The sequence below is a fragment of the Halomonas sp. B23F22_20 genome (assembly GCF_043496985.1).
In the GTDB taxonomy this organism is placed as follows: domain Bacteria; phylum Pseudomonadota; class Gammaproteobacteria; order Pseudomonadales; family Halomonadaceae; genus Halomonas.
Window position 1 is genome coordinate 1 of sequence record NZ_JBIEKH010000033.1, and the last position, 15,206, is coordinate 15,206.

Annotated in this window: 14 protein-coding genes and 1 pseudogene; 1 reads left to right on the plus strand and 14 read right to left on the minus strand. The window is 61.5% G+C overall.

Annotated elements, in window-relative coordinates; genetic code table 11:
* A pseudogene (locus tag ACGTN6_RS19050) lies at nt 1-132 on the plus strand (IS481 family transposase); the annotation flags it as partial.
* Between the two features lie 74 nt (nt 133-206).
* Here ACGTN6_RS19050 and ACGTN6_RS19055 read toward each other — a convergent pair.
* The 14 genes from ACGTN6_RS19055 to ACGTN6_RS19120 are packed head-to-tail and all read right to left on the minus strand — an operon-like array spanning nt 207 to nt 15,107.
* On the minus strand, nt 207-1,418 hold the full coding sequence (locus ACGTN6_RS19055; RefSeq protein ID WP_394594542.1) for a hypothetical protein: 1,212 nt from the start codon (nt 1,416-1,418) through the stop codon (nt 207-209).
* A 56-nt stretch (nt 1,419-1,474) separates the two neighbouring features.
* A complete protein-coding gene (locus tag ACGTN6_RS19060) occupies nt 1,475-2,752 on the minus strand; it encodes a DUF4910 domain-containing protein (RefSeq protein ID WP_394594543.1) in 1,278 nt (425 codons plus the stop codon).
* Between the two features lie 56 nt (nt 2,753-2,808).
* On the minus strand, nt 2,809-3,798 hold the full coding sequence (locus ACGTN6_RS19065; protein ID WP_394594544.1) for a polysaccharide deacetylase family protein: 990 nt from the start codon (nt 3,796-3,798) through the stop codon (nt 2,809-2,811).
* Nucleotides 3,799-3,825: 27 nt separating this feature from the next.
* Nucleotides 3,826-4,650, minus strand: a complete 825-nt coding sequence (locus ACGTN6_RS19070) for an SDR family NAD(P)-dependent oxidoreductase (RefSeq protein ID WP_394594545.1) — start codon at nt 4,648-4,650, stop codon at nt 3,826-3,828.
* Nucleotides 4,631-5,557 carry a Gfo/Idh/MocA family protein gene (locus ACGTN6_RS19075; RefSeq protein WP_394594546.1) on the minus strand — a complete coding sequence of 309 codons (927 nt, stop codon included), beginning with the start codon at nt 5,555-5,557 and terminating at the stop codon, nt 4,631-4,633. Before ACGTN6_RS19075 ends, ACGTN6_RS19070 begins: the two co-directional genes overlap by 20 nt.
* Before the next feature lie 33 nt (nt 5,558-5,590).
* Entirely contained in the window at nt 5,591-6,796 is a 1,206-nt protein-coding gene (locus ACGTN6_RS19080; protein WP_394594547.1) for a polysaccharide pyruvyl transferase family protein, read from the minus strand.
* A 53-nt stretch (nt 6,797-6,849) separates the two neighbouring features.
* A complete protein-coding gene (locus ACGTN6_RS19085; protein WP_394594548.1) occupies nt 6,850-7,644 on the minus strand; it encodes an SDR family NAD(P)-dependent oxidoreductase in 795 nt (264 codons plus the stop codon).
* The gene (locus tag ACGTN6_RS19090; RefSeq protein ID WP_394594549.1) at nt 7,625-8,341 is read right to left on the minus strand and encodes an acylneuraminate cytidylyltransferase family protein; all 717 of its coding nucleotides are present in this window, start codon (nt 8,339-8,341) and stop codon (nt 7,625-7,627) included. The genes ACGTN6_RS19085 and ACGTN6_RS19090 overlap by 20 nt, the downstream gene beginning before the upstream one ends.
* A gap of 43 nt (nt 8,342-8,384) precedes the next feature.
* Nucleotides 8,385-9,443 carry a sugar phosphate nucleotidyltransferase gene (locus ACGTN6_RS19095; RefSeq protein WP_394594550.1) on the minus strand — a complete coding sequence of 353 codons (1,059 nt, stop codon included), beginning with the start codon at nt 9,441-9,443 and terminating at the stop codon, nt 8,385-8,387.
* On the minus strand, nt 9,425-10,654 hold the full coding sequence (neuC, locus tag ACGTN6_RS19100) for a UDP-N-acetylglucosamine 2-epimerase (RefSeq protein ID WP_394594551.1): 1,230 nt from the start codon (nt 10,652-10,654) through the stop codon (nt 9,425-9,427). Before neuC ends, ACGTN6_RS19095 begins: the two co-directional genes overlap by 19 nt.
* Nucleotides 10,651-11,667, minus strand: a complete 1,017-nt coding sequence (gene neuB / locus ACGTN6_RS19105; protein WP_394594552.1) for an N-acetylneuraminate synthase — start codon at nt 11,665-11,667, stop codon at nt 10,651-10,653. The genes neuC and neuB overlap by 4 nt, the downstream gene beginning before the upstream one ends.
* The gene (locus ACGTN6_RS19110; protein WP_394594553.1) at nt 11,664-12,290 is read right to left on the minus strand and encodes a NeuD/PglB/VioB family sugar acetyltransferase; all 627 of its coding nucleotides are present in this window, start codon (nt 12,288-12,290) and stop codon (nt 11,664-11,666) included. The genes neuB and ACGTN6_RS19110 overlap by 4 nt, the downstream gene beginning before the upstream one ends.
* Before the next feature lie 32 nt (nt 12,291-12,322).
* Complete coding sequence (locus ACGTN6_RS19115) at nt 12,323-13,333, minus strand: NAD-dependent 4,6-dehydratase LegB (protein ID WP_394594554.1); 1,011 nt, start codon at nt 13,331-13,333, stop codon at nt 12,323-12,325.
* 40 nt (nt 13,334-13,373) lie between these two features.
* A complete protein-coding gene (locus tag ACGTN6_RS19120) occupies nt 13,374-15,107 on the minus strand; it encodes an ABC transporter ATP-binding protein (protein WP_394594555.1) in 1,734 nt (577 codons plus the stop codon).
* Nucleotides 15,108-15,206 lie beyond the last annotated feature (99 nt).

The following is a 15,206-nucleotide window of genomic DNA, read 5'->3' on the forward strand; positions in this document are numbered from 1 at the left end:
CTGTACAATCACCACATCCCGCAGAAGGCGCTGCACCATCAATCACCGATTGCGATGATGAAAGAATGGCAGACCAAGCGTCCTGAGTTATTTACCAAGCGGGTAGTCAATCACACGGGACCCGACATCTAACCTTTAAGTTGATATTGAAAATACACAAACCTATTATTTCAAATAAAACTCCATATCCTTTTCGCCCTCACTGATTAAGACAGAGCATACTTGGGAGAAAGCTCTTTTCCTAACCATGAAACAATCCCTGACTCAGTATTTTCTACCACGCACGCCATCCCCGCATCCCGCTCATGCGTGTAATAAAAATCTCTCACCCCACCTTGCTTGATCTCTTGATCGAGAATAGCACTTTTAACACCAAATCTGCTGGCTTCGCTCACGACTGTCGACCTATATGTTATATGCACATCCGAAACCCTCAACAGCGCCGGAAGCGCTGCGGAGCTCGCCTTCTTCCACTCCACGGTCGTAAGGTTGCCGAAATTATCCAACAAGAATTTTTCCGTCGACTCCTTGCAATCCTGATGCAGCTGAACGGGGTGCAGACGAATGAACCAATTGTAAATATGATGCGTACTCAGAATGGCTGACAACAAGGAGTTCAACATGATATCCCCTTTAATCTGGACATCTTCCACGCCCTCCAACTGCCACTGCAAGCTTACGAGAACACAGGGTCTTTCATTATTGAACTTCGGTAATTTTTGAATTGCATCCAAAACCACCTGGTCATCTAGCGACGGCGTCAAGAACCTCTCCCCCCATGGATGGAAGATTCTTTTGACGACTGCTCCCTTCTTCTCCCACCTTTGCAGAACCTCCATAGCTGAATCAGACCAGACGAAAAACCTGGTCGGAAAATAATCCGCTGGATCGCCCTTCCTGAAGCGCTCCCCATAATAAGGATGATTCTCGGTTATCACCCCATGCTGCAAGTCAGCGACTTCTATGTTTAACTCCCTCGATGCTTTGCACAGAGAAACGCTTGGCTGAATCGCCACGACACTCTTCGCTCCGGTAGTCTCTATCACTTTTTTCCAGAAGTTGACTTCCATGCGAAAAGACAGCCTCTTGAGGGGGTGAGACAATCTTCCAAAATATCTAAAAAAAAGAATAACAGAAAATAATTTATTAAAACTCGCCACCTCAGAAAAAGTCTCTCCAGGCTTCAACAGGCTAAACGACTTAAGAATAATGGAGCACTTCTCTCCTTTTCTTTCTACACCTTCTTTGACGCTGTCGATCAATGGACTGTAAAGAAGCCCATTGTAAATGTAGCTGTAATGATAATCATGGCCGACCAGCAACACATCAGCTCTTCCTAAGCGTCTCCACCCATTCGGAATTAGAATACTTTTCATGAAATTCGGGAACACTGCTCTAAAACTATTCTTATGTCTCATGACTACTTTCCACCATGATGGTCATGGGATCCTCATGATCTTTCTCGATAATCTTGTCATCGCAGATCGATAAGCCCTTTTTCGTACCATCTCTTCAAGTAGTTCTCCACTATATCCAGCGGAAGCCCAACCTGACGAGAAAGCCGATCGGACGTCACGGGACGTGAAAGTGTCGGCACCGTGTCCATGAGCAGCCGCATGCGCCGGCGCATATCGTCGTACTGATCCCCGAAAGCCGCCTGGCCCGGGTCGACATATAGGTCATACTTTGGATTCGAAAGACAGATGTTACCCAGGAATCGCTTTTGGATTACCGCCGAGGTTTCGATATTACTGATAGCTCTCTTCACAAGTCCCAGCGATTGTTCAAGCCGGTCCCCGTCCATCAAGGCCACATTATCCGCATCGGTATGATATTCGGGATAGGGGAAACGCGACAGCGACGACATCGGCACCCCATAGGCTTCCCAGATATACTCATCATTCAGCAACAGGCTCTCAAACTCTCCGACCCGATGCGCCGCATCGCTCTCGCCTAGTACGTCCTGAAAGGCGAGTTCGATATTACTGGCTCGACTTCTCGATAGCTGCAGGTTCAAGGGGGTCGGGGAGCCGAGCATCTCGAGCATGGCGCCTTCCAGCAGCAAGGATCTCTCCTCCGCCGGCATCCTGCCCAAATAGTACTCGTTGCCCATGATGCCGGGCGACAGTACCAGTCGATAGCTGAACTTCACATCCTGTCGACGAAGCCAGTCGAAAAGCGCGATTCCGACCGCCACCCCGGATATGCCGTCGTTGGCGACCCCGGGGTGATCGAGGTTGGCGCCAAAGACGATGGTCTCGTCGAGTCGTCCGGGCAGATGATAGTCGAGCACCCGCAACGGCCCCGGGGCTTCTTCGGTCTCGATGAGGACATCGTAGTCGCCTGAAGGCAGAGAGTCGTAGAAGGCCCTGGTGACGCAGAAGCCCCAGTCCCGCTTCCAGCTGGTGAACAACTGGCGAAAGTGGAACGGAATCCGGTCATCAAAGCGATGATCGAAGTGCAGGTGCTCGCGCAGCTCTTCCCGACTCACCCGCCCGCGAAAGGGCGTCGACAGGGCCATGACCGCCATGGGATGCCAGCACCCATCATAGATCAGTTCGCCCTCGTGATAGATGTGGGCGGCCTTGACGTCCCACTTGGGGGGAATCACCCAGCCGTTGTAGCGATCGCCCGCGGGATAGGTGAGCTCCCGAAAGGGAAGCACTTCCTTGAGGTAGGCGATGGTGGCATCGTAGTCGCTGGAACAGATAACGCGATTCAAGGGCGCCAGGTCGGCGATCAGCTGCATCATCGGTCTCATCTCGATCCCCTGATTGACGTCGTACCCATGATAGGTCCCGCCGGCCGCTAGGAAGACAACGCTCCGGCGGAGAGCGTCCAGTGACCGGGCGGCGCATCCGCCGCGACGGGCAGGTCGTTGGTATCCAGCCGAGGCAGTCGCAGGGGATCCTGGTGGGCCAGATCCGCGATGCCGACCTCGACGGTCAGTGCCAGCGCACACTGCCTGGCTCGCAGCAGTTGCAACAGGCCGTCGTCGTAGCCTCCGAACGGGTAGCACATGACCCAGTCCTGCGCCGGCACGCCCAGGTTCGTCAGAAAGGCCAGGCTGTTGTCGATCTCGCGCTGCTGCTGCTGGGGCGTCAGGGTATTCAACCACTGGTGACGATCGCCATGACTGCCGATCGTCATGCCGGCCGCATGCAGCTCCTTCAGCTCCCCCTCGCCCATGTACAACTCCCCGGCGAATCCCCGCTCGTCCTCGGTCACGAAGCGCTTGAACAGGCGATCGATGAGGGGCTCGCGCAAGGCTCTCGGCAACCCCTTCTGCAGGATGCGCTTGATGAAGGTCACTTCCGGGCCGTCATAGCGACTTTCCCGCGAATAGGCGGCAAACAGCTCGCCCCTGTCCGGCAGGTCATGGTCGTCTCGATGGGCCTCCAGCTCCGTCAGTATCTCGTCGACCAGCCGCCGCTCGTCGACGCCGCTGGCGAGGACGAAATGGATCTTGTTGACGTCCAGCACCCGACCTTCCCGTACCGCGCATACCGGTGGAAAGAAACTCCCCTTCCAGCCCCTGGCGGCCAGCAGGGGCAGCACATGCTCGTGGTGATCCCGATAGCCGTCATCGAAGGTCAGCAGCAAGGCTCGCTCGGGCAGGCGGATGTCGCCACGGGAGGCGGCGATCGCCTCTTCCATGCTCACCACGCGGTAGTGACGCTGGATGAAATCGAGCTGGCCGCGGAAGCGTTCGAGTTCCAGAGCCTTGAGCGTCGGATAGCGCGTCCCCCGCAGGGGACGCACATAGTGGTACATCACGATGGTCAGCTGCTGTGACATGTCAGGGTTTCCTTGTCGGGTGTCCTGTCACCAGGCGCTGAGGCCGCCATCGACGTACAGGCACTGCCCGGTCACATAGTGGGACGCGTCCGAGGCCAGGTAGAGCAGTGCTCCCACCAGCTCCTCGGGGCGTCCCATGCGTTTCATCGGAACCCGCCGTGAGTATCGCGCGACGAACTCGGCGTTCTGGCCACTCTGCATGCCGCCCGGCACCAGGGTGTTGACGCGAATGCCATGCACGGCCCAGCTGGTCGCCAGATAGCGCGCCAATCCGGAGACGCCGGCCTTCGAGGCGGCATAGACGGGAGGCGTGTTGATGGTGACGCCCAGGTATTCCGATCCGGCATAGATGCTCGGGTCGCAGCCCAGCTGGCCATAGATGGAGCCGGTATGGATGATGCTGCCGCCCCTGCCCTGCTCGATCATCCGACGGCCCACGCTGCGCGACACCAGGAAGACGCCATCGAGATTGACGGCCATGATCCTGCGCCACTCGTCGAGGCTGTAGTCCTCCACGGGGGCGAAGAAGGCCTCGAGGTCGTCGGACTTGCTGGCCGCGTTGTTGTGCAGGACATCGATGGTCCCGAAATGCTCGAGCACCTGGGACACCATGCCCTCGACCGACGCCTCGCAAGACACGTCGCAGTGCAGGCCGAGACAGGCCACGCCCGTTTCCCGAGCGAGCTCGGCGGCGAAGCGTTCGGCCGACGCGCCATCCAGGTCCACCACCACCACATGCGCGCCATACTCGGCCAGGGCACGACAGCAGTGCCGGCCCAGGATGCCCAGCCCGCCGGTGACGATGGCGACGCGGCCATCGAGATCGAACAGCTCACGATATGTCGAGGTCATGCAGTGCCACCTCCTGTCTGTCTTGCAGCGCGCGCTGGCCGGCGATCAGGGTGCGAAGGACATCGAGCGTCGCGTCGACGGGAATCGCGGGCCGCACCTCGACGATCTGGCGCCAGAACTCCCACAGGGTACGGCGGAACATCGAGAAGTTATCGACGATGTCGAACCGGCCGACCCGACGCTCCCCCATGAGCTCGACCCGGAAGATCCCAGGCACGTCGCCGAGCGCGTCGAGCTGGACCATCACGCCATCCGACATCGTCACCGTGAGCGACGCATGCGCCGCCGGCTGGGCCCGCACCGCCACCGGCCGAGAGTCGAGCAGCGGCAGGATGGCGTCCAGGAGATGCACGCCATAGCGCTCCCAATCGTTGACAATGGTTCCTCTCACCAGCATCAGATCCCCGAGATCCACTTGGCCAGCACGCCACGTGTCAAGCTCTCGTGCATATCGCATACCCGAGCACGACATCAGCAAGCCTCGCTCCATGTAAGGAGAGAAGTAGCGCAGTTCTCCGAGATCCATCGTCAGCGGCTTGTCGATGAAGACCGGAACACCACTTTCCAGGAATGGGGCGGCCAGAGGTCTATGCGAGGCATGATCGTCTCGCGCGATGATCACGGCGTCGACCTCGCCAAGCAACTCGTCGGGATGGATCACGGCACAAGGAATTCGACAGGCGGCACACAGCGATGCTGTCTGTTCAGGGTCTTGCGTCCAGGCATGGGTCACGCGCAGGTCGCCCACACCAAACTCGGAGCCATGGCGCCGCCTCACGTAGTCGTAGATACCTGGCCAGCCGGCCGCGCGCAGGCCTTCGTCATGGTAGCCGTTGATGATCGCCGAGAAAGAGTACGGATGGCCGTTACCCTCGCTCATGCCCAGGATGCCGACGCGCGTGACCATAAAAGGGACTCTCCGCCAGTAAAGGTCGCGAATTCAGGAACAGGCGGCCAGGCGTGAGGTGAGCAACCGCACGTTCTCATCCACGGTGTCGCCCAGGCCTTCCGCCTTGGCCTTCAGGCCTTCCCGGAGCGGCTCACCTACCGCCAGTTGGCCATCGACCCGGGCCATCACCTCGTCGAGCTGCTCCTCGAGGGCGAACGGATCCAGCTCGCTGGTCGGCAGGCCAGCCTGCCTGAGGAAGGCATTCATCTTGGGCGTGTGCCGGCTCAGGGCGATCACTGGCGTACCGCCACGGTGCGCGAAGATGCTGGGGTGCCAGCGGGCACCGACGTAGACGCGCGCGTTGCCGATCAGGTTCACCGCGGTCTGGACGGGCAACTCGGCCCCGGCCATCGGCAGCGCCAGGCGTTCCGCGACCGGCTCGAGCAGGCGAAGATCCTTGGCCGATGAGGCGGTCAACAACACCTGACCGACGCGGGCCTGCAACTGCCGACAGAGTCGGACGAGGCCGGGAATGGCGTCGTAGCCGGGCTTGAGGTCCCGGAAGTACACAGAACCGCCGCCGACGCAGGCATAGGGCCTATGTGGGTCGAACGTCCCCTCCAGCTGGGGGCGCGACTGACCGTTGGCGGCGGCCGTCGGGGGCCACCACCGCTCGACCGCCTCGGGCCGATAGCGATAGGCGGCATCGGCCGCCACCCTGCCTAGCCTCACCGGGCACGCCCGTGCCGAGTCGGGCTCGCGAAACACGATGTCATCGAGCAGCGGATAGACGTGCCGGGCGATGTCGGTCAATATCGGATCGTTCATGACGATGCTGTGATTGACCAGCGCCGTGGGCTTGTCAAAGAAGCGCCTCGCCAGGTAAGCGATGAAGAAGATCATGCGGCTCTGGCGCGTCCGATCATAGATGCAGCCCTCGCCGTTGATCAGCACTACATCGCAGTCGGTCAGCGCCTTACCGATGACCGGGAACGCCGCGCCGTCCATGACGCTCAGCGCGCATTCCTCGAACTCCCTCCAGCACGTCGGCGCAATATCGTCGATCTCGCCGCTCACCTCGTCATCGGCCCGGCCATCCACGATATCGTCCCGCTGTGGGAGCCCGATGCGATACTGATAGAGGGTCGAGGTAACGTGTCCCCCCGCTTCCCGTATCAGCTCGCGCAAGGCCCAGGAAGTGGCTCTTGCCCCCCAGTTGGGATCATCGGACGTGTCATTGACCAAACAGACTTTCATGCGCTTCTCCAGGTCCATCACGGGCGTGCGCCAACATCGGGTGAGGCGGTCAATCACCAAATCGCCCAACCGCCATCCACGCAAAGATTCTGTCCGGTGATATAGGCACCGGCATCGCTGGCCAGCAGCGCGATGGCTCCTTTCAGGTCCTCCGGCTGCCCCAGCCGCCCCGCCGGCGCCTTGTGCTCCAACCGTTCCATGAAGCCGCGATTCTCCTGAGTGACGGCATGCGGGAAGGCGCCGGGGCTGATGGCGTTGACACGAATCCCGTCGGATGACAGAAAGCTCGCCAGATAGCGCGTGAACTGCAGGACCCCGGCCTTGGCCGCGCCGTAGCTGGGCGGATTGGCATGATCGGTGCCCTCGTAGAGCCGGTAGTCGGGTGCCACGTGCCCGTACATGGAGGCGATGTTGACGATACAGCCAGAGCGCTCTCGCAGCAGCGGATAGCAACGCTTGACCATGCGGAAGACCGAATTGAGGCTGATATCGACATCGTGATACCAGTCGTCCTCCTCGATGCTCTGCCAGCTGTTCTTGCGACCGGACCAGGCGTTGTTGACCAGGATGTCGAGGCCGGCGTCGGCCTGCAGCGCCTCCACGCAGCGCCGCACCGAGTCGCGGTCGGTGACGTCCAGCGCCAGCGCCCGGTGGTGGCCGTCGGGAGCGATGTCGGTGAGCCGCGCAAGCATCGTCTCGCAGCGGCCAACATCGCGACCGGCCAACACCACGCTGGCGCCGAGTTCGGCCAGAGCCTCGGCCATGGCGCTGCCCAGGTGCCCGGCGCCACCGCTGATCAGCGCCGTGCGTCCGCTCAGGTCGAGCAGCTCATGCAGAGATCGAGGCATGGTATCCCTCCCGCGAGATGAGTTCGGCGAGCCGGAAATCGCGCTCGTCATCGATATCCAGGGACGCCTGTCCATCCACGATCACCGCCCCGGTGCGGCCGAACAACAGGCCGTGGCTCGACATCGCCAGCCGGTCGAGGCGAAAGGCATAGACCTCGCCGCTGAGCTGATAGGCCTCCGGCAACTGCTGACGCGGCAGCCAGGGCACGCTGCCCTCGACGAAGCACTCCGGGGCGCCTTCCTGAATGCGCCAGGCTCGATGCGGATTGAGATCGGCAGGCTTGAAGGTGGCGACCGAGTCCAGCTCGTCCCGGTGAAGTCGTGCCAGGCAAGCCAACACATCCCCTCGGCGCCGGAATGGCGAAGTGGGCTCGAGAAGCAGCCCGTAGGGCGCGTTCTCCCCTTCCTCGCCCAGTCGCAACGACAGGTCGAGCACCGCATCCAGCACCAGCGCGGTATCCGTGGCCAGGGAGGCGGGTCGCAGATACGTCTCGGCACCTTGCGCGCGGGCAACCTCGGCGATTTCACCACTGTCGGTCGAGACGATCACCCGGTCGATTTCCGGAATGCTCGCGGCCAGTTCGAGCGTCCAGGCGATCAACGGCTTGCCTGCCAGTTCACGCAGGTTCTTGCCGGGAACGGTCTTGCTACCACCGCGTGCCGGAATCACTGCCACGACTCTCTGATGGTCGATCATGGTCGTTACCTTGAAAGAAGCGGAAATCACGCCATGGAAGGCATCACGAGCGCAGCTGGGCCATGGTGTCGCAGTACTGCTGCCACTCGCCGGTGTCCAGCCAGGCCTTGTCGCTGATCGGATAGACACCAACGCGCCCGCCGTGGCGCTTGACGTCGTCGATCAGCTCGGTGAGGTGGTAGAACTGGTCTTCGGGAATCATCTCGAGCACGGACGACTTGAGAACGTACAGGCCGGTATTCACCAGGAAGTGATACTGCGGCTTCTCGCGCATGGCACAGAGTTGGCCATTGTCGACGATGTCGCAGATGCCGTAGGGAATGTCATAGTGACGAAGCGAGACCACCATGGTGATATCGTTGTTCTCCCTGACATGGTGGTCGACCAGGTCATGATAGTCCGCCTTGATGATCACATCGCAGTTGGTGACGATGAGGTCGCCCTCGAGGCGCCCGGCCAGGGTACGCAGGCCGCCCCCCGTGCCCAGCGGCTTGTCCTCATGGACGTAGTGCAGGCGATAGGACGGCGCCAGCTCCTCGAAGTAGGCCTGGATCAGCTTCGACTTGTAATTGACCGACAGGTAGAAATCATCGACGCCGCAAGCGGCGAAGGACTCGATGATCACCTCGATGGCCGTCTTGTCGCCGATGGGGATCAGCGGCTTGGGCAGGACGCTGGTGAAGGGCGCCAGCCGGGTGCCCTTGCCTCCCGCCATCACCACCACCGGCATGCCCAGCAGCGCCTCCTGGCGACTGTCGCTGCCGACCTCGACCAGGCCATCGCCGAACAACACATCCACGACACGACCGGCGTCATCCAGCACCGGCACCGAGGTGATCTTGCGTTCCGTCATGACGCGCTTGAGATCGTCCAGGCGATAGCCGGCCTCGACGGAATAGGGGCAGCGATTGCAGACCGCCCCGACCACGCCATCCAGCTTGCCTCCGCCCAGGATCCAGCGGCGAACGTCGCCATCGGTCAGCGTTCCCACCAGTCGGCCGTCCTCGGTGATCACGTAGAGGATCTTGCGTCGAGTCTCCTCCAACTGGTGCAACGCCTCCAGAACCCTGTGCTGCTCGTCGATCAAGAGTGACTCGAACATTGGCTTGCCCCCTCCGGGTGGTTCCCGACCATCGCTGTCATGTCGACGAAGCCTTTCTTAACCAGCCCCGGCTCCAGGGGAAGGCACTTCAGCGTGTCCTTGATGCGCCGCGAGGTCCCGCCGTCACCGAAGCGGTCGTAGGGATTGGCCAGCCCGGCCAACCCATCACGAAACGCCGGACTCAGGGCGCGCTCGATGCCGTGGCGGATCGCCACTACCTCGTTGACCACCGAGATGACATTGTCGGCGGCCAGGCGCCCCTCCTGCCGCGAGCCCACGTTCACCACCGGCAGACGGAACGACGGGGCCTCGACCAGGCCACTGGAAGAGTTACCGATCATCAGATCGACATGCCGCAGGCAACCGTGGAAATAGCGAGTCCCCAGGTTGTCGAACAGCCGGCTGCGTTCGGAGTGGGCGGCGCACCACTCGGCCAGGTGCGCATTGATGGCGCGCCCCCGGGTATCGGCATTGGCCTTGGAGAAGACCACCTGCAGTCCCTCATGGGCTTCGAGGGCCTCGAGCAGCTCGGCCACCTGGGAGCCTCGGCCGTGGTCCGGCTCGCTGGTCACCGGGTGATAGGTGACGATGGCCGTGGGGCGATCGAGCGACAGGCCCAGCACCTCCGCCAGCGCCTCGCGGCTGACCGGCTCGCTGCGATGCAGGTGATCCAGTCCAAGGGATCCATAGTTGAAGACTCGCCCAGGAGCCTCACCCATCTGCAGGATGCGCCGCCGATAGATCTCGGTGGCCGGGAAATGGATATTGGCGAGCTTGGTCACCGCATGGCGAAAGTACTCGTCCAGCGCGCCGCGGCTGGTTTCCCCACCGTGGAGGTGCACCAGGGGGATGCCATGGACCACCGCCGCGAGCGCGGCCGGCACGATCTCGAAGCGATCGCCGAGCAGCACCACCATGTCGGGCCGATCCTCGGCGAGGGCATCGCCACAGGCCAGCATGGCCAGGCCCATGGCCTTGGTCATCGCCGTGCGGCTGTCCGCCGACAGCAGCACCTCCAGGCGCCGATGAATCGCAAAGCCGTCGCGCTCGATTTCGCTGGCGGTATAGCCGAATTCCGGGGACAGGTGGGATCCGCTGACCGCCAGCATCAACGCCAGATCGGGGTCCTCGTCGATCTCGCGCAGCAGCCAATAGAGGAGCCCATAGTCCGCACGGGTCGTCGTCAGTACCCAGAGGCGACGCGCCGTCATGCCAGGTCTCCCCAATCGAGCAGTTCGTCGACCTCGATCGCCCGCCGCACTCGGCGCCCGACCACACTGTCCAGCAGGCTCGGCGACAGCCCCGAACCGGGCCGCTTGAGCGCCAGGTGCTCGAGGGTGATGACCTCGCCGGCCTCGATGGGGCGCTGAACGGCGATGCTCTTGCGCACCACCTCGCGATTGGGCAGCTCGCAGGGCGCCGGCCGTTTGCGTCCGTCGCCGCGGGCGCTCTCGACATGCCGGATGGCCGTCACCAAGCGCGCGAAGTCGTCGGGGGCCAGGGAGGCGGCGTGATCCGGCCCCGGTAGGCGAGTATCCAGGGTAAAGTGCTTCTCGATGACCCCGGCGCCCATGGCCACCGCGGCGATGGGGATCTCGATGCCCGCGGTGTGATCGGAGTAGCCTACCCTCACGCCCAGCGCCGCCAGCGCGCGCATCGCCGAGAGGTTGATCTGGTCATAGGGCGCGGGATACTCGGTCACGCAGTGCAGCACCGTGACCTCCCCGGCACCGGCCGCCTCGAGGCGTCGCAAGGCCGTCTCGACATCCGCCAGGTAGCACATCCCGGTCGACAGGATCACCGGCTTGCCGAAGCCGCCGATGCAGTCGAGCAGGGGAACGTTGGTGATCTCTCCCGACGGGATCTTGAACGCCCGCATGCCGAGGCCGTCGAGGAAGGCGGCGCTAACGGTGTCGAAGGCGCTGGAGAGGAACTCGATGCCCCGTTGCCGACAGTGGGCGTGGATCCGTACGAACTCCTCCTCGCCGAGCTCCAGCGCCTTCAGCATGGCGTACTGGGTGTCAGCCTGCGGCGTCGACTGCCGTTGGTAGGCTGCCTTGGCGGCGTGTCGTGTCACCAGGCCGTCGGCCTTGAAGGTCTGGAACTTGACGGCATCGGCTCCGCAGCGAGCGGCGGCATCCACCAGCTCGATGGCCATCTCCAGCGAACCGTTGTGATTGACGCCGGCTTCGGCGATCACGAAGGTGGCAGCGGGATCGTTCATGCGATTCTCCTGGCGGGCGTGCCGACGTAGGTGCCTGGTGTGACGATGTCGTGCACCACGGTGGCGCCGGCGCCGATCAGGCAGTCCGCGCACACGCTCACGGCATGGATCAGGCTGGCCCCGGTGCCGACCATGCAGCGATCGCCGATCTCGACGCCTCCGCTCAGGGTCGCCCCCGGGGCCAGGTGGATGTCGTCGCCTAGCCGGCAGTCGTGATCGACCGTAGCGTTGGTATTCACGATGCAGGCTCGCCCCAGCCGGCTGCCCGTCACCACCACGGCGCCATCCAGCACCACGCTGCCGGCCCCCAGGCTCACCCCCTCATGGACGATGGCACCGCTCGACTGAATCACCGGAAACTGCAGCCCCTGAGCCTGATAGGCCTCGAGAATCGCCAGGCGCGGTGTGACGATGGCGATCTTGCCCACGCCCAGGGCCACCAGTCCCGGCAACGTCGCCACCACCTCGGACACGTCGCCGTCGCGGCCCAGATAGGGCACGCCCATCACCGGCCCCTCATCGCGCAACGACACATAGCCACGGACCCGATGGCCCAGCCGATGCAGCGCCTGTACCAGCACCCGGGCATGGCCCCCGCCTCCCACCACGCAGAATTCCTTCACCTTGCCTCCTCTCCTTCCGGTGGCTATGGCCGCTAGAGGTTATAGCGATCCGCCTTGTAGCAGGCCAAGTTGTCGCGGTCTTCGAACCAGGCGATGGTCGCCTCGAGCCCCCGACGCAGGCCGTCGCGTCCAGCGTGCGCCGGCGCGTGGCCCAACAGCCGGGCGGCCTTGTCGGTGCCGGCCACTAGGCGCTCCACCTCGCTGTCACGCGGTCGCAGGCGCTGCGCGTCGGTATCGATGACGATCTCGCGTCCCATCAGTTCGGCGATCAGGCCCACGGTGTCGCCGATGCTGATCTCGAACCCGCTGCCGACATTGATCACCTCGCCCACGGCGGCGTCGCACTGCGCCACGCGCAGAAAACCCGCCACGGTGTCGGCCACGAAGTTGAAGTCCCGGGTGGGGTGCAAGGCCCCCAGGTGAATTCGCTCGCGACCACTGGCGATCTGGGTAATGACGGTCGGAATTACGGCACGCGCGGACTGGCGAGGCCCGTAGGTGTTGAACGGACGAATCACCGCCACCGGGGTGGCAAAAGACCGCTGGAAGGACAGGGCCATCTGATCGGCGCCGATCTTGGACGCCGCATAGGGTGACTGCCCCTGAAGCGGATGTTCCTCGTCGATGGGCACCTGGCGGGCGGTACCGTAGACCTCGCTCGTGGAGGTATGCACCACTCTCTCGACCTCGAGTTCTCGGGCGGCCTGCACGATATTCAGGGTGCCGTTGATGTTGGTGTCGATATAGGTGGCCGGCGAATGATACGAGTACGGAATGGCGATCAGCGCGGCCAGGTGGAACACCACATCACAGCCCCGCATGGCCTCGCGGACGCCGTGGGCATCGCGAATATCGCCCGCGAACACCTCCAGTTGCCGGCGTACTCGAGGATCGCACTGGTCCAGCCATCCCCAGGAGTTGAAGGAGTTGTACATCACGAACGCCTTGACGTCGGCACCCTGTGCGACCAGAGCTTCCGTGAGGTGCGAGCCGATGAAACCGTCGGCCCCCGTGACCAGCACTTTCTTGCCTCTCAGGTTCATTCTCGCCTCTCGCCGTGATGGTGGACTCACTATGTCCCGGTCACGCGTGTTGCGCCATGCGCCGGAAGACGTCGTTGCTGCTGATCAGGCTGGCGTAGTCGCCCTCGTCCACCACGCGTCCGTGACTCAACAGGTAGATGCGATCGCACTGCTGTACCGTGGCCAGGCGATGCGCGACCATGACGATGGTCTTGGTACCGGAAAAGTCATGGATCGCATCCATGATCATCCTTTCGGTAATGCCATCCAGGGCGCTGGTCGCCTCGTCCAGGATCAGTACCTGGGCGTCGTGATAGAGCGCACGAGCGATACCAATTCGCTGTTGCTGTCCACCGGAGAGCTGGACACCGCGCTCGCCGACACGCGTATCCAGCCCCTCGGGAAGTTCGGCGATCAGTTCCTTTAGATGGGCCAGCTCTACCGCACGCTCGACCCATTTTTCATCGATTTCCTCAGGCGGGAGACCGAAGGCGATATTCTCGCGAATACTGGAATCGGCTAGGAAGATACTCTGAGACACGAATCCCACGGAGTTCTGCCAGGCCCGCATGTTGTGCACATCCAGGGGAGTGTCATCTATCAATATCCTACCGTCTTGTGGAGTAATCAATCCTATGATGAGATCGATCGCCGTGGACTTTCCCGAACCTGAGGCGCCCACCAACCCGATGACCTGATTTGCATGAATCGTCAACGAGAACCGGTCCAGAGCCACCTCGGATTTACCAGGATAGTGGAAAGTCACGTCATCCAGGACAATATCCCGCTTTGGAACTAGTACTGGCACAGCCCCTAGTTGGTCTCGGGCACTGTGAAGTGCCTGGTGATTGAGGCCAGTATCCTGGCTGGCCCATAGGTCCTCTCGAATTGCCTCGAAAGCGGCAAGGTTCCCTCGAATACTGGATACGCTGGAGTAAGTCTGCTGCAAGGCAGGCAAGAGCTTGAAACCGGCCAGTGCATAGATGGAGAGCACGGGAAGAATGGAGCCAATATTGCCCTGGTGTGCCTTCAGCAAGTAAAGCACCAGTGAAATCACCGCACCGAAAGCCACGATCTCCATCGCATAGCGAGGAGCATGCTTGAGCGCCTGATTCGTTCCCTGCGCTCTGGCCAATCCCATGCTGGCACTGTCGAAGCGAGTGCAAAAGAGTCTCTGACGCCCCAGCAGCAAAACATCTTTTATCCCCCCGAAACCCTCCGCCATAAGCTTGTACCGGAAGTTTTGTGACGCTGATATTGACTTACCATTGTGCGCAAGCCTTCTCCTAACCGTGTTATATAGAGTCAGGTAGGCGATCACAAAAATCGCAGTGCCGACCGTAGCGACCATTGGGTTATAAAAAAACATGGCCAGCGACATAAAAAATACCAACACCAGCTTGGCATTCATTTCCATCAGGGGCCTGAGAATCCCTGAGGTCACCCGCTGAGATTCCTGGGCGACCTGTTTGGTCAGATAGCTGCTGCTTCCACTGGCGTGATAGAGCCATGGTTTGTGCATATAGAGACGGTAAAGTCGACTGGCCAGTTCAGCTCCCACAAACTCACTGTAGAGATTGAGGCGCCAGGTCGTGTACATGGAAGTCAGTCCTGCCATCACTAGCACCAGGAGCACGGTTCCTCCCACTAGGAAAAGAAAGTCCTCGGGAGTGGCTACGCCGCTACGCTCATAGCTTCTCGCCAGCCACCCTTCGCCCTGCAACTGCTCGATATCACCGACCATGGCCATGAACGGGCCGATAGAAGCGACAGACAGAATTTCCGTGAACGACATCAAGACAACCAAGACCTGAAGCCGAAAAAGCTGCCTTCTTTGGCTACGGCTAAGCAAATGATAAAGCTCTCTCAGACTTCCTATCATTATTTTTAAAAC

What these genes read in the sequence shown, in the direction of transcription:
- ACGTN6_RS19055 (WP_394594542.1), bottom strand. Translation starts at nt 1,418, where the DNA reads ATGAGACATAAGAATAGTTTTAGAGCAGTGTTCCCGAATTTCATGAAA.
- ACGTN6_RS19060 (WP_394594543.1), bottom strand. Translation starts at nt 2,752, where the DNA reads ATGATGCAGCTGATCGCCGACCTGGCGCCCTTGAATCGCGTTATCTGT.
- ACGTN6_RS19065 (WP_394594544.1), bottom strand. Translation starts at nt 3,798, where the DNA reads ATGTCACAGCAGCTGACCATCGTGATGTACCACTATGTGCGTCCCCTG.
- ACGTN6_RS19070 (WP_394594545.1), bottom strand. Translation starts at nt 4,650, where the DNA reads ATGACCTCGACATATCGTGAGCTGTTCGATCTCGATGGCCGCGTCGCC.
- ACGTN6_RS19075 (WP_394594546.1), bottom strand. Translation starts at nt 5,557, where the DNA reads ATGGTCACGCGCGTCGGCATCCTGGGCATGAGCGAGGGTAACGGCCAT.
- ACGTN6_RS19080 (WP_394594547.1), bottom strand. Translation starts at nt 6,796, where the DNA reads ATGAAAGTCTGTTTGGTCAATGACACGTCCGATGATCCCAACTGGGGG.
- ACGTN6_RS19085 (WP_394594548.1), bottom strand. Translation starts at nt 7,644, where the DNA reads ATGCCTCGATCTCTGCATGAGCTGCTCGACCTGAGCGGACGCACGGCG.
- ACGTN6_RS19090 (WP_394594549.1), bottom strand. Translation starts at nt 8,341, where the DNA reads ATGATCGACCATCAGAGAGTCGTGGCAGTGATTCCGGCACGCGGTGGT.
- ACGTN6_RS19095 (WP_394594550.1), bottom strand. Translation starts at nt 9,443, where the DNA reads ATGTTCGAGTCACTCTTGATCGACGAGCAGCACAGGGTTCTGGAGGCG.
- neuC (WP_394594551.1), bottom strand. Translation starts at nt 10,654, where the DNA reads ATGACGGCGCGTCGCCTCTGGGTACTGACGACGACCCGTGCGGACTAT.
- neuB (WP_394594552.1), bottom strand. Translation starts at nt 11,667, where the DNA reads ATGAACGATCCCGCTGCCACCTTCGTGATCGCCGAAGCCGGCGTCAAT.
- ACGTN6_RS19115 (WP_394594554.1), bottom strand. Translation starts at nt 13,333, where the DNA reads ATGAACCTGAGAGGCAAGAAAGTGCTGGTCACGGGGGCCGACGGTTTC.
- ACGTN6_RS19120 (WP_394594555.1), bottom strand. Translation starts at nt 15,107, where the DNA reads ATGTCGTTCACGGAAATTCTGTCTGTCGCTTCTATCGGCCCGTTCATG.